Origin of the sequence: Burkholderia sp. F1 (assembly GCF_050813845.1) — a bacterium.
GTDB classification, from domain to species: domain Bacteria; phylum Pseudomonadota; class Gammaproteobacteria; order Burkholderiales; family Burkholderiaceae; genus Burkholderia; species Burkholderia ubonensis.
This window is the reverse complement of sequence record NZ_CP172421.1, coordinates 2,856,823-2,869,763: the sequence shown is the minus strand read 5'-3', so window position 1 is coordinate 2,869,763 and position 12,941 is coordinate 2,856,823. Positions and strand designations below refer to the sequence as shown.

Annotated in this window: 11 protein-coding genes; 8 read left to right on the top strand and 3 right to left on the bottom strand. The window is 71.2% G+C overall.

Going from position 1 to position 12,941, the window contains the following annotated elements; translation table 11 throughout:
• The first annotated feature begins 235 nt into the window (after positions 1-235).
• Positions 236-820, top strand: coding sequence for a hypothetical protein (locus ACFIMZ_RS13505; protein WP_431819957.1), 585 nt, complete (start codon positions 236-238; stop codon positions 818-820).
• A gap of 167 nt (positions 821-987) precedes the next feature.
• Positions 988-2,025: an AraC family transcriptional regulator gene (locus tag ACFIMZ_RS13500; protein WP_431819956.1), complete on the top strand. Its 1,038-nt coding sequence runs from the start codon at positions 988-990 to the stop codon at positions 2,023-2,025.
• 28 nt (positions 2,026-2,053) lie between these two features.
• Here ACFIMZ_RS13500 and ACFIMZ_RS13495 read toward each other — a convergent pair whose 3' ends face one another.
• Together ACFIMZ_RS13495 and ACFIMZ_RS13490 are read right to left on the bottom strand one after the other, a co-directional pair.
• On the bottom strand, positions 2,054-3,103 hold the full coding sequence (locus ACFIMZ_RS13495; protein WP_431819955.1) for a lactonase family protein: 1,050 nt from the start codon (positions 3,101-3,103) through the stop codon (positions 2,054-2,056).
• Complete coding sequence (locus ACFIMZ_RS13490; protein WP_431819954.1) at positions 3,090-4,457, bottom strand: MFS transporter; 1,368 nt, start codon at positions 4,455-4,457, stop codon at positions 3,090-3,092. The genes ACFIMZ_RS13495 and ACFIMZ_RS13490 overlap by 14 nt, the downstream gene beginning before the upstream one ends.
• A gap of 337 nt (positions 4,458-4,794) precedes the next feature.
• Here ACFIMZ_RS13490 and ACFIMZ_RS13485 point away from each other — a divergent pair, with 337 nt between their 5' ends.
• Positions 4,795-5,775: a DHH family phosphoesterase gene (locus ACFIMZ_RS13485; protein WP_431819953.1), complete on the top strand. Its 981-nt coding sequence runs from the start codon at positions 4,795-4,797 to the stop codon at positions 5,773-5,775.
• An 83-nt stretch (positions 5,776-5,858) separates the two neighbouring features.
• Complete coding sequence (locus ACFIMZ_RS13480) at positions 5,859-7,337, top strand: cryptochrome/photolyase family protein (RefSeq protein ID WP_431819952.1); 1,479 nt, start codon at positions 5,859-5,861, stop codon at positions 7,335-7,337.
• A 90-nt stretch (positions 7,338-7,427) separates the two neighbouring features.
• Here ACFIMZ_RS13480 and ACFIMZ_RS13475 read toward each other — a convergent pair whose 3' ends face one another.
• Complete coding sequence (locus ACFIMZ_RS13475; RefSeq protein WP_431819951.1) at positions 7,428-8,375, bottom strand: LysR substrate-binding domain-containing protein; 948 nt, start codon at positions 8,373-8,375, stop codon at positions 7,428-7,430.
• Positions 8,376-8,522: 147 nt separating this feature from the next.
• Here ACFIMZ_RS13475 and ACFIMZ_RS13470 point away from each other — a divergent pair, with 147 nt between their 5' ends.
• From ACFIMZ_RS13470 to hutC, 4 genes are all read left to right on the top strand, one after another.
• The gene (locus ACFIMZ_RS13470) at positions 8,523-9,530 is read left to right on the top strand and encodes an alpha/beta hydrolase family protein (protein ID WP_431819950.1); all 1,008 of its coding nucleotides are present in this window, start codon (positions 8,523-8,525) and stop codon (positions 9,528-9,530) included.
• Between the two features lie 63 nt (positions 9,531-9,593).
• Positions 9,594-10,358, top strand: a complete 765-nt coding sequence (locus ACFIMZ_RS13465) for a 4'-phosphopantetheinyl transferase family protein (RefSeq protein WP_431819949.1) — start codon at positions 9,594-9,596, stop codon at positions 10,356-10,358.
• Positions 10,359-10,704: 346 nt separating this feature from the next.
• Positions 10,705-12,228 carry a histidine ammonia-lyase gene (gene hutH / locus ACFIMZ_RS13460; RefSeq protein ID WP_431819948.1) on the top strand — a complete coding sequence of 508 codons (1,524 nt, stop codon included), beginning with the start codon at positions 10,705-10,707 and terminating at the stop codon, positions 12,226-12,228.
• A 4-nt stretch (positions 12,229-12,232) separates the two neighbouring features.
• Complete coding sequence (hutC, locus tag ACFIMZ_RS13455) at positions 12,233-12,928, top strand: histidine utilization repressor (protein WP_431819947.1); 696 nt, start codon at positions 12,233-12,235, stop codon at positions 12,926-12,928.
• Positions 12,929-12,941 lie beyond the last annotated feature (13 nt).

Genomic DNA, 12,941 nt, shown 5'->3' with positions numbered 1-12,941 from the left:
TGCCGATGCGTCAAGCATAGGCGTGCACCGCACTGCGCGCGAGGGCCGGCGGTGCCAATGGCGGTGTCATTTCGGGCCATCACGTCGGGAGCGTGGCATAGTCGGGCGGCAGATTGAGGCAAGATGTCGGGGTGAGACGCCGGAGCGCAATTCAGCCGAAGCGACGCGGGCGGCGAATCGTCGTTCGTTGCGCATGATCCGGCTCCCGTGACATCCCGTGACAATGAGATCCGCCATGCACTACTTGTGGGACGACGTCGCCCGCCTGCTCCTGCACGTTCCATCCCTCCGGTTGAATCGGCCCAGTCCGGCTCAAGCGCTGCTGACGGACGTCGTCGAGGCCGGCGCCGAACTCGCGCACCTGCTGCGCGACTATCCGCGCGTGCGGTACGAGCCCCTCGATTTCCACTACGTGTGCCGGCAAAGTCTGTCCGCGTTGAACGATGCGCTTCTCGCTGACCTGACCCGGCACTGCGGCTGGCGGGGCAGGCATTGGGCCGCGCTGCTGGCGGCACTGTCGGGCGATGCGCGTTATCTGCCGCACCTCGAAGCGGTGCGGCAGGACGCGGCGGTCAGCTGGGTGGCCGCGCTTGCCGAGGCGGCGTTGAACCCTGCGGCGGCTTTGGCGGCGTCTCCTTGCTGCGAGCTGATCGTACGCCTGCGGGAACAGCTCGCCCCGTTGCCGCGTGTTGCCGTGCGATTGCGCGCCAATCCATCCCCGGAAGAATGGGCGGCCACCGAGGCGGCCGTTCGCGCCGCCTATCGCAGCGGTGATGTCGACGCGGCCCGCGCGATTGTCCATCGCCTCGGCGTGCGGTGATCGTCCGGCCGATCGACGCGAGACGCCGGTCGGCACCGCCAGGCCTGATCCGGGCGAGGCGCGCGGCGAAGCGGGGCCGCGGCCGTGACGTGCTCTAGAGTCGTGCCTACGTGTCTTCGCGGGCCGGCGGCCGCTACAATCCGCGAAACCCGCTCCGGAGTCGCCGCATGGCCCTGTCCGTCCCGGATGCCGCGCGCCAGTTGAACAAGGCGACGGTGTCGTCCGCGTATGCGCTGTTCATGCTGATGCTCGCCGAGGAGCGCGGGATCGACGCGGGCCGGATCCTCGCCGGCGCGGGCGTCGCGCGCGACCGGCTCGCGCAGCCCGACGCGCGGATCACGCCGCTGCAGCAGGCCGCGATCGTCTTCAACCTGCTCGACGCGACGAACGACCCGTCGATCGCGATCGAGATCGGCCTGCGCAGCAGCCTGACGAAATCCGGGCTGATCGGCTTCGGGCTGATGAGCTGCGCGACGCTCGGCGAGGCGATCCAGCTCGGCATCCGCTACCTGCCGACCCGCGTGCCGTTCTTCTCGGTGCGGCTCACGCAGCTCGACGGCGTCGCGCAGATCGACGTGCTCGAAGCGTTTGCCCTCGGCCGGCTGCGCCAGTTCGCGGTGGAAAACTTCATGGTCGAGACCGCGATGCTGTTCAACTCGCTGCTCGAGCCCGCGCCCGGGCGCACGCTGCAGTCGCGCGCGGAGCTGCATTTCGCGTGGCCCGAGCCGCCATGGTTCGCGCCGTATCGCGCGCGGCTGCCGCGCTGCCATTTCGACGCGAGCGCGAACCGCATCCGCTGCGACGCCGCGCTGCTCGACGAGCCGATCGGCACCGCGAACGCGCAGACCGCGCAGATGATCGTGCAGCAGTGCGAAGCCGAGCTCGCGCGGCTCGGCTATGCGGAGAGCGTCGTCGAACGGGTGCGCAACCTGCTGATCTGCGGCGCGCGCGGCTACCCGTCGCTCGACGAGCTCGCGCGCGAGCTGCACGTGTCCGCGCGCACGCTGAAGCGCAAGCTCGCGGAATACGGCGCGACGTACTCGGCGCTGCTCGACGAGATCCGCCTGCGCGACGCGCTGCGGCTGCTCGAAGGCACGCGCCTGCCGGTCGACGAGATCGCCGCGCGCATCGGCTATACGGACCGCGCGAATTTCACGCGCGCGTTCAAGCGCTGGACGGGCGTCGCGCCGAGCGAGCGGCGCTGAGTGACGAGCGGCGGCGCGTCGCTCAGCGTCACACGATCTCGATCCAGTTCGCGCCGCGTCCGCCTGGCACGCGCGCGCGCAGCGACAGCGCGCCGTTCCCGGGCGCGATCGCATACACCGACACGTGCTCCGAGCGCTCGCCGCACGCGACGAGAAACCGCCCCGACGGATCGATCGCGAAGCCGCGCGGCTGCGCTTCGGTGTCGGTCGCGTGCACGGCCTCGAACGCGCCGTCCGCATCGCGGCGATAGCAGATGAGCCGGCTCGTCGTGCGCTCCGACACGTAGGCGAAGCGCTCGTCCGGGCTCAGGTGCAGGTCGGCCGCCCAGACCGCCGGCTCGGCCGGCGCGGGTGGCCGCGGATGGCCCGGCGCGAGTTGCGCGAGCGCCGCGGGGCGCGGCGTGATGCGCGCGTCGCCGAGCCGGCCGCTATCGGGCTCGCGTGCGAACACGGCGAGCCTCGCGTCGAACTCGCCGACCGCGACGAGCGTGCGGCCGTCGCGCGACAGCCGCAGGTGGCGCGGCCCGAAGCCGCGTTCGACGCGCGCCTCGCCGCGCTCGATCGCGCGCAGGCCGCGCATGTCGTGGGCCAGCTCGAAGCAGAAGATCCGGTCCGAGCCGAGCGAGCTGACGTACGCGAAACGGTCGTCCGCCGACACGATCACCGCATGCGCATTCGGGATGCCGTTGATCACCTGCAGCGGCACGCCGTCGCCGCCGCGCACGCGCGCGGCGTCGTAGACGCTCAGCGCGTGTCCGCCGTACGACGCGCCGAGCAGCCATCGGCCGCTGCCGTCGAGCGTCAGGTACGCGAGGCTCGCGTCGATCGCGGCCGTCGCGACGCGCGTGAGCGCGCCGGCGCCCGGTCCGACGTCAAAGGTGACGATCGACGGCCGCTCGCCGCGCGTCGCCGCGTACAGCCGCGACCGGTCGGCGCAGCGCGCGAGCGGCATCACGGCGTCGCCGGCCGGATGCCGGCCGAGCGGCGCGAGCGTGCCGTCGGCGTCCAGGGCGAACGTGGCGAGATCGCCGTCGACAGCGTTCGAGACGATGACGGTCAGGTGGTCAGTGTTCGGCATGGCGGAGCATCGGGGAGGACGTAAACGGTTCGTCGGCCGGCAAGCCGCGCGGCGGGTCGCCACGCCGGTGCGTGCGGGCGAACAGCGCGGCGACCGCGGCGACGAGCGACGCGATCGCGAGCGCGTACAGGCCGCCCGTGATCGAACCCGTATGTTGCTTCAGATAGCCGAACGCCGTCGGCGCGACGAAGCCGCCAAGGTTGCCGATCGAGTTGATCAGCGCGATCACGGCCGCGGCGACGCGCGTGTCGAGGTAGCCCTGCGGGATCGGCCAGAACAGCGACGACGCGGCCTTGAAGCCGAGCGCGGCGAAGCAGATCGACGCGAACGACCACACCGGATCATGCGACGTCGACGCGAACAGCCCGCACGCGGCCAGCACGAGCGCGCACGCGAGCCAGCGCTGCGGATGCCTCCACTTCGCGGACAGCACCGCGAAGCCGTACATCGCGCCGATCGCGATCATCCACGGAATCGTGTTGTACAGCCCGACCTGGAAGTCGGTGAGGCTGCCCATCTTGCGGATGATCGTCGGCAGCCAGAAGGTCGCCGCGTAGATCGTGAGCTGGATCGAGAAGTAGAGGAAGCAGAACAGCGCGATCTGCGGATCCTTCAGCAGCGCGAGCGCCGGCACGTGCACGCGCGAACGCACGTCGCGCTTCGCGCGCTCCTCGTCGAGCGCGTTTTCGAGCGCGCTGCGCTCGTCCGGCGTGAGCCACGTCGCGTCGCGGATGTGCGACTTCAGGAGCAGCCAGCTCGCGCCGCACAGCACGACCGAGAACAGCCCTTCGATCAGGAACATCCACTGCCAGCCCGCGAGGCCGAGGCCGCTGACCGACAGCAGCGCGCCCGTGACCGGGCCGGACAGTACCGACGCGAATGCCGAGCCGCCGAGGAAGATCGCCATCGCCTTGCCGCGTTCCTGCGGCGGCAGCCATTGCGTCAGGTACAGCACGACGCCGGGGAAGAAGCCGGCCTCGGCCGCGCCGAGCAGGAAGCGCAGCACGTAGAACGACGTGTCGTTCCACACGAACGCCATCGACGCCGCAACGATGCCCCACGTCGCCATGATGCGCGCGAGCCACACGCGTGCGCCGTAGCGCTGCATCAGCAGGTTCGACGGGACCTCGAACAGCGCATAGCCGACGAAGAACAGTCCGGCGCCGAGCCCGTACGCGGCCGCGCCGATGCCGATCGACGCCTCGAGATGGCGGTCGACGAAGCCGACGTTGACGCGGTCGATGTAGTTCGCGATGAACATGATCAGCACGAGCGGCAGCACGTGCCATTTCACTTTGGAGACGGCGGACGCGAGCGGGTCGCGGCCGGATCGGGCGGGCGAGGGCGTGTTCAAGGGTGTCTCCGGTCGGGGCGGCAGGCGTTTCGGGTGCCGGCGCGGCGAGGTTGTGTAGTACGTCGTCGTATGACATATTACGCGCCGATGCGCTTGGCAGCGTCACGGGTTTACCCGGGAAATCGCGAATTTACGGGTCAAATTTCGGTTCTGGCGGATTGGAAGGATGGATTCGATATCTGATGACGTATGACAAGATTGTGATACAGGGCGCCGGATTGCCCGCTGCACCGGCGGCGCGGTATTGACGGGCGCGCTCGCGGTTGCATCAAAATATCGGATGATCGATGCGACCGACAGCGGCTCCATGCGGCGTTGAAGAACAGGGACACAGACGATGCAGGCATTCGACGGCGGACGGCACTTCTTCGTCTTCAACGGCGACGCGGACGGCCTGTGCGCGCTTCAGCAACTGCGGCTCGCCGAGGGCGAGCGGGGCGCGCTCGTCACCGGCGTGAAGCGCGACGTGTGCCTGCTTGCGCGGGTCGACGCGTGCGCGGGCGACCGGGTCACCGTGCTGGACGTGTCGCACGACCAGAATCGCGAGGCCGTTGCCCGGCTGCTGCGCGACGGCATCGCGATTCGCTATTTCGACCATCACTTCGCGGGCGCGCTGCCGGGCGATCCGCGCTTTCACGCGCATATCGACACGGCGGCGGACGTGTGCACGAGCACGCTCGTGAACCGCTACCTCGGCGGCCGTCACGTGCGCTGGGCGATCGTCGCGGCGTTCGGCGACGAGCTGCCGGCGCTCGGCGACGTGCTTGCGCAGGCGCACGGCATCGGCGCGGAGCACGCGCGCACGCTCGCGGAGCTCGGGCGCTACCTGAACTACAACGCGTATGGCGACTGCGTCGGCGACCTGCATTTCGATCCCGCGGCGCTGGCCGACGCGATGCTGCCGTACGCCGATCCGCTCGACTTCGTGCGTGGCACGCCGGTGTTCGCCGCGCTGCGCGACGGCTGCCGCGACGACCTGGCGCGCGCCCGCGCGCTGGCGCCGCTGCGCGAGGTGCCGGGCGCGACGCTGATCCGGATGCCCGATCAGGCGTGGGCGCGGCGCGCGACGGGCATGCTCGCGAACGAGCGGATGCGCAACGCGCCCGGTGTCGCGCTCGCGGTGCTGTCGCCGCGCGCGGACGGCGGGCTCTGCGTCAGCGTGCGCGTGCCCGACGGCCGGCCGCTCGGCGCCGACGACTTCTGCCGCCACTTCGCGACCGGCGGCGGGCGCAAGCGCGCGGCCGGCATCAACCATCTGCCTGAAGCGGAATTCGACGCGTTCGTCGCGCGCTTCGAGGCGGCGTTCCGGCTCGACTGACGTCGCGTCGCGCGCGGCATCGACAGGGCTCGGCACGCCCGCGACAATACGCGTCACGTTCCGGTTTCCCTGTCGAGGTGTGCGTGCCCGCCGCGCCGTCCATTGCCCCTGCGATCGTCTGGTTTCGCGACGATCTGCGCCTGACCGACCAGCCCGCGCTGATGCGCGCGGTCCGGTCGGGACGCCCGCTCGTCTGCGTGTACGTGCACGCCACGGGCGACGCCGCCGGGCGAGCGCTCGGCGGCGCGGCCAACTGGTGGCTGCACGGGGCGCTGCATGCGCTCGACGCCGCGCTCGCGCGCCACGGCGGACGCCTGCTGCTGCTGCGCGGCGACGCGCCGCGCGAGATCGAGCGCGTCGCGCACGAGACGGGCGCGGCGGCCGTCTACTGGAATCGTCGCTACGGACAGCCGCAGCGTGATGCCGACGCGGCGCTCAAGAGCGCGCTCGAGGCGCGCGGCCTCACGGTCGCCAGCAGCAACGGCAGCCTGCTGAACGAGCCGTGGGACGTGCTGACCGCGGCCGGCACGCCGTACCAGGTGTTCACCGCGTACTGGCGCGCGGCGCGTCGCGATCGCGCGGTTGCCGCGCCGCTGCCCGGGCCGGAGCACATCGCGTTCCAGCCGTGGCCGGCCGCCGTGCGGGAGCGCGCGGTCACGCTCGACGCGCTCGCGTTGCGGCCGGATGCGCCGGACTGGGCCGGCGGCCTGCGCGACGCGTGGCCCGCGCCGGGCGAAGCGGGCGCGCAGCGGCAGCTTGCGGCGTTCGTGTTGTCGTCGCTGGCCGCATATGCCGATGCGCGCGACCGTCCCGACCAGGCTGCGACGAGCCGTCTGTCGCCGTACCTGCGCTTCGGCAATCTGTCGCCGCGGCAGGTCTGGCATGCGGCGCTGGTGCAGGCGCAGGCGGGCGGCGCGGCGTGCGCGGCCGGCGCCGACAAGTTCCTGAGCGAGCTCGGCTGGCGCGAATTCAGCTACGCATGGCTGTATCACTTTCCGGCGCTCGCGACCGCCAATGTGCGCGCGCAGTTCGACGCGATGCCGTGGCGCAGCGATCCCGGCGCGTTGCGCGCATGGCAACGCGGGCTGACCGGCTATCCGCTCGTCGACGCCGGGATGCGCGAGCTGTGGACGACCGGCTGGATGCACAACCGCGTGCGGATGGTGGTCGCGTCGTTTCTCGTCAAGCACCTGCTGGTCGACTGGCGCGCGGGCGAAGCGTGGTTCTGGGATACGCTCGTCGACGCCGATCCGGCGAACAACGCGGCGAGCTGGCAATGGGTGGCCGGCTGCGGCGCGGACGCCGCGCCGTACTTCCGCGTCTTCAATCCGGTCCTGCAGGGCCGCAAGTTCGATCCGCGCGGCGCCTACGTGCGGCGCTGGGTGCCGGAGCTCGCGGGCCTCGACGACGCGTCGATCCACGCGCCGTGGACCGCTTCGCCGCTGCAGCTGGCCGCGGCCGGCGTGCGTCCCGGAATCGACTATCCGGAGCCGCTCGTCGACCATGACGTCGCGCGGCGGCGCGCGCTCGACGCGCTGGCGTCGCTGCCGAAGCGCAGGTGACGGGCCGCCGGTTGCCAGGCGCCGGGCGTTTCAATTGCGCAGGCGATGCGGGGATCGGCGCGCGCCGCATGCACGCAGGCGCCTTCGCTTCTAGGCGGTGACCTGCGCGGCGGCCTGCGCGCGCATGACCGCGTCGCATTCGGCCGCTTCCGCGCGAATCCAGTCGCGCACCTCGGCCACCTCGCGCCGCGGCGCCGGGTCGCGCTGGTACAGCCAGTACGCGTAGCCGTTCTGCGGAGCGGGCCGGTGCGGCGCGAGCACCGTCAGCCGGCCGTCCGCGAGCATCGGCGCGACGAGCGCGAGCCGCCCGAGCGCGATGCCCTGGCCGGCGATCGCCGCCTGGATCACCTGGTCGTACTGGTTGAAGCGCAGCACGCTTTTCGGGCGCGCGTCGCCGAGCCCGACCGCGCGCAGGTGGTCGTGCCACTGCAGCTGCGTCTGCGGCTGCCCGTCGAATTCGAGCAGCACGTGGCCCGCGAGCGCGGCGGCATCCGCGATCGGCCGCGCCGCATGCGCCGGGTGCGCGACCGGCACCACCGTCTCGTCGAACAGGTGCAGCGCGCCTTCCGGCGCACGGTCGAGGGGCGCGTAGCGGATCCCGAGGTCGATGCCTTCGGCGCGCAAATCGAGTACCTTGTCGTTCGCGGCGACGCGCAGGTCGATCTCCGGATGGCGCGCCTGCAGCCGGCCGAGCCGCGGCAGCAGCCACAGCGCCGTGACGCCGATGCTCGCGGTGATCGTGACCGGCTGGCGCTCGCGCGCGGCGGTGAGCGTGCCGACGGCGTCCTGCAGGCTGTGCAGCGCGGCGTCGGCGATGCGGAACAGGCGCTCGCCTTCCGGCGTGAACGCGATCTTGCGGTAGCCGCGCTGCAGCAGCGCGACGCCGAGATGCGCTTCGAGCGCATGCACCTGGCGGCTGACCGCGGATTGCGTCACGCACAGATCCTGCGCGGCGAGCGTAATGCTCATGCGGCGGCCGACGGCGACGAAGCCGCGCACGAGGTCCAGCGACGGGAGACGGACGAGAGGCGTTGACATGCGTTGGATTCATGCGAACGAAGCAGCAAGATTGGTTGAGTTTGCGCGATGCGTCAAGTTCGCGCCGGGGCGGCCCCTGCGTGCGTCGCATGCCATGGTGAAGGGCGGGGCGACCGGCAACGGGCGACCGGCGCGCGAGGAGACACGATGACGAATTCGAACGAGACGGCCGGCGCGTTGCAGCCCGAGCCGGTCACGCTGCGCGCGGCGGACGGCTACCTGCTGCGCGGCCATGCGTGGCGGCATCGCGGCGACGGCGCGGCCGGACGGCCGGTCACCGTCGTGAACTGCGCGACGTCGGTGCGCTGCGACTACTACTTCCGCTTCGCCGCGTGGCTGTTCGCGCACGGGCGCGACGTGCTGGTCTACGACTATCGCGGCATCGGCGGGTCGCGGCCCGCGCGGCTCGCCGGGCTGCGCGCGAACTGGCTCGACTGGGGACGGCTCGATTGCGAGGCCGCATTGCAGTACGCGCGCGACGCGTTTCCCGGCCAGCCGCTCGACGTGGTCGCGCACAGCATCGGCGGCTTCGCGCTCGGGCTTGCGGCGTCGAATTGCCAGGTGCGGCGCGTGCTGACGGTCGGCGCGCAGTACGCGTACTGGCGCGACTACCGGCCGGCCGAGCGGCGGCGCATGTGGTGGAAGTGGCACGTCGCGATGCCGATGCTCGCGGCGGCCTGCGGCTACGTGCCGGCCAAGCGCCTCGGCTGGATGGAGGATACGCCGCGCGGCGTCGCGCTGTCGTGGGCGCGGTCGCGGCCGCGCTTCGAGGACGTCTACGCGCGCGCGTCGCACGCCGGGCGCGTCGCGAGCCGCGCGGAGCTGCCTGCGCGCTTCGCGGCGCTCACCGCGCCGATGCTCGCGATCGGGCTCGACGACGACGCGTTCGGCACCGTCGCCGCGATCGAGCGACTGATCGGCTACTACACGGGCAGCGACGTCACGCATCTGCGGATCGCGCCGCGCGATATCGGCGTCGATGCGATCGGGCACTTCGCGTTCTTCCACAGCCGCTTCGCCGGCACGCTGTGGCCGGTTGCGCTGCACTGGCTGCAGCACGGCGCGCTGCCGGCCGATGCGCCGGGCGTCGTCCACGCGCGCCACGCGGCGGCGCGGGCGCGGCATGCGCCGGCGGGCACGGCCGCGCCCGGCTGAACGGCGCCGCGCGCACGGCGATCGATTAACATCAGACTTTTCGTCCTGCCGGTTCCTGCGTCGATGTCCATCCCGTCCGTTCCCGATTCCGCCTGCGGCGCGCGCGCCGCGTATCGCGCGCATCCGCTCCACGTGCCGGCGGCCGCGCGCCGCGCGGGCGTGCAGGTCGTGCGCGTCGATTTCGACTGGCAGGTGCCGCTCGCGTCGCCCGCGTATGCGGCGTTGAGCGACGCCGAACGCGCGCGGGCAGGGCGCTTTCTGCGTCCGCAGGACGCGGTGCGCAGCGCGGGCACGCGCGTCGCGCTGCGCGACGTGCTCGGCGCGCAGCTCGGCATCGCGCCGCATGCGGTGGCGCTCGTCATCGGCGAAGCCGGCCGCCCGGCGCTCGATCCCGCGCATCACGCGTATCACCCGCGGTTCGATTTCAACGTGTCGCACGCGGGCGACCACGCGCTGATCGCGTGGTCGGCCGGCTGCCGGGTCGGCGTCGACATCGAGCGCTGCGACCGCGCGACCGACTGGCGCGCGTTGACGCGCGAAGTGTGCACGCCCGGCGAAGCCGCCTATCTCGACGCGCTGCCGGAGCCCGCGCGCGCGGACGCGTTCATGCACGTGTGGTCCGCTAAGGAAGCGCTGCTCAAGGCGCTCGGCACCGGCATCGGCGGCGGGCTGCGGGCGTTCGCGGTGGTGCCGCCGCGCGATGCGGCGACGCCGGCGGTGGAGGTCGTCTCGCGCGCCGCGCCCGCGGCCGGCGTGGCCGGCTTCGACGCGGCGTGGCTCGACGCGGCGCCCGGCTACGCGGCGTGCGTCGCGTGGACGCGCGCGTGAGCGCCGCTCATTCGAGCGGCGCGTCGTTCGGCGCCGCGTAGCGCGCCCTCATCACATCGCTCATCGGGAACGTCGTCGAACGAGAACGGCGCCGACGCTTCGCGATGGCCGATCGCGATTACGTTGCCTTGCCGGATCTTCGCGAGCGGGCAGGGTGATTCGCATGTTGCAAAAATCAAAATAACAGCGACACATGATAAATCCCGACCCAGCGTGCGCCGGCCTGCGGACCGTTCCGGGCATCAGGGAAACTCCCGAGTCGAAATCGGGGGAAAACGGGTTGTCTAGACAAGTTCGGATGGCTACACTGCATCCATCTTGAACTTGTCTAGACAGGATTGCTCACATGATTACGCTGACCCCCGGCCACCTGACCCTCCCGCAACTGCGCAAGATCGCCCGCGAACCGGTGCAGCTTGTGCTCGACCCGGCCAGCTTCGCGAAGATCGACGCCGGCGCGAAGGCGGTGGCCGACATCGCCGCGAAGGGCGACCCGGCCTACGGCATCAACACGGGCTTCGGCCGCCTGGCGAGCACGCACATCCCGCACGATCAGCTCGAACTGCTGCAGAAGAACCTCGTGCTGTCGCACGCGGTCGGCGTCGGTGAGCCGATGGCGCGCTCGTCGGTGCGCCTGCTGATGGCGCTGAAGCTGTCGAGCCTCGGCCGCGGCCACTCGGGCATCCGCCGCGAAGTGATGGACGCGCTGATCAAGCTGTTCAACGCGGACGTGCTGCCGCTGATTCCGGTGAAGGGCTCGGTCGGCGCATCGGGCGACCTCGCGCCGCTCGCGCACATGTCGGCCGTGCTGCTCGGCGTCGGCGAAGTGTTCATCCGCGGCGAGCGCGCGAGCGCGATCGACGGCCTGCGCGTCGCGGGCCTCGCGCCGCTCACGCTGCAGGCGAAGGAAGGCCTCGCGCTGCTCAACGGCACGCAGGCGTCGACGGCGCTGGCGCTCGACAACATGTTCGCGATCGAAGACCTGTACCGCACCGCGCTCGTCGCGGGTGCGCTGTCGGTCGACGCGGCGGCCGGCTCGGTGAAGCCGTTCGACGCGCGCATCCACGAACTGCGCGGCCATCAGGGCCAGATCGACGCGGCCGCGTCCTACCGCGACCTGCTGGAAGGCTCGCCGATCAACCAGTCGCACCGCGACTGCGACAAGGTGCAGGACCCGTACAGCCTGCGCTGCCAGCCGCAGGTGATGGGTGCGTGCCTGGACCAGATGCGCCATGCGGCCGGCGTGCTGCTGGTCGAAGCGAACGCCGTGTCGGACAACCCGCTGATTTTCCCGGATACCGGCGAAGTGCTGTCGGGCGGCAACTTCCACGCGGAACCCGTCGCGTTCGCGGCCGACAACCTCGCGCTCGCCGCATCGGAAATCGGCGCACTGGCCGAGCGCCGCATCGCGCTGCTGATCGACGCGACGCTGTCGGGCCTGCCGCCGTTCCTCGTGAAGGATGGCGGCGTGAACTCGGGCTTCATGATCGCGCACGTGACGGCTGCCGCCCTGGCGTCGGAGAACAAGACGCTCGCGCACCCGGCGTCGGTCGACTCGCTGCCGACTTCGGCGAACCAGGAAGACCACGTGTCGATGGCGACGTTCGCCGCGCGCAAGCTCGCCGACATCGCGGACAACACGAAGCACATCCTCGCGATCGAACTGCTGGCCGCCGCCCAGGGCGTCGACCTGCGCGCGCCGCATCACACGAGCCCGAAGCTCGCGCCCGTGATGGAAACGATCCGCGGCAAGGTCGCGCACTACGAGCTCGACCACTACTTCGCGCCGGACATCGCGGTGATCGCGAAGCTGGTCGGCGAGCGTGCGTTCGCGAAGCACAGCCCGTTCTCGTTCGCATCGGAACAGTAACGCGATGAGCGCACCGGTCTACCAGGAGATCAAGGACTTCATCCTGGCCCGCATTCATGCCGGCGAGTGGGCGGAGGGCGATCAGGTGCCGTCCGAGAACGAGCTGGCCCGCGAGTTCAAGGTCGCGCGGATGACCGTCAACCGCGCGCTGCGCGAGCTGACGGCCGAGCAGGTGCTGACGCGCCTGAAGGGCGCCGGCACCTACGTCGCGCGGCCGAAGTACGAGTCGACCCTGGTGGCGATCCGCAGCATCTCGGAAGAGGTGGCCGCGCGCGGGCACGCGCATCGCGCCAGCGTGCTCGGCCTCGAGACCGTGAGGGCCGACGAGGCGCTCGCGGACGAGATGCAGGTCGCGGTGCGCGCGAAGCTGTTTCACTCGCAGGTGCTGCATTTCGAGAACGACGAGCCGGTGCAGCTCGAAGAGCGATGGGTGAATCCGGCGGTCGCGCCGGATTACGCCGAGCAGGATTTTACGAACACGACGCCGAACCAGTACCTGATGCGCGCGGCGCCGCTGCAGCGCGTCGAGTACCGGATCGAAGCGGCTGCACCCGCGCCTGAGCGGCGCGAGCAGCTTCGGATGGACGACGTCGAACCGTGTCTGGTTTTACATCGGCGCACCTGGTCGCAGGGCGTCGTCGCCTCGGTGGCGAATCTTTGGCATCCCGGTAGCCGTTATCGCTTCACCGGGCATTTCTGAATCTGTTGATTTT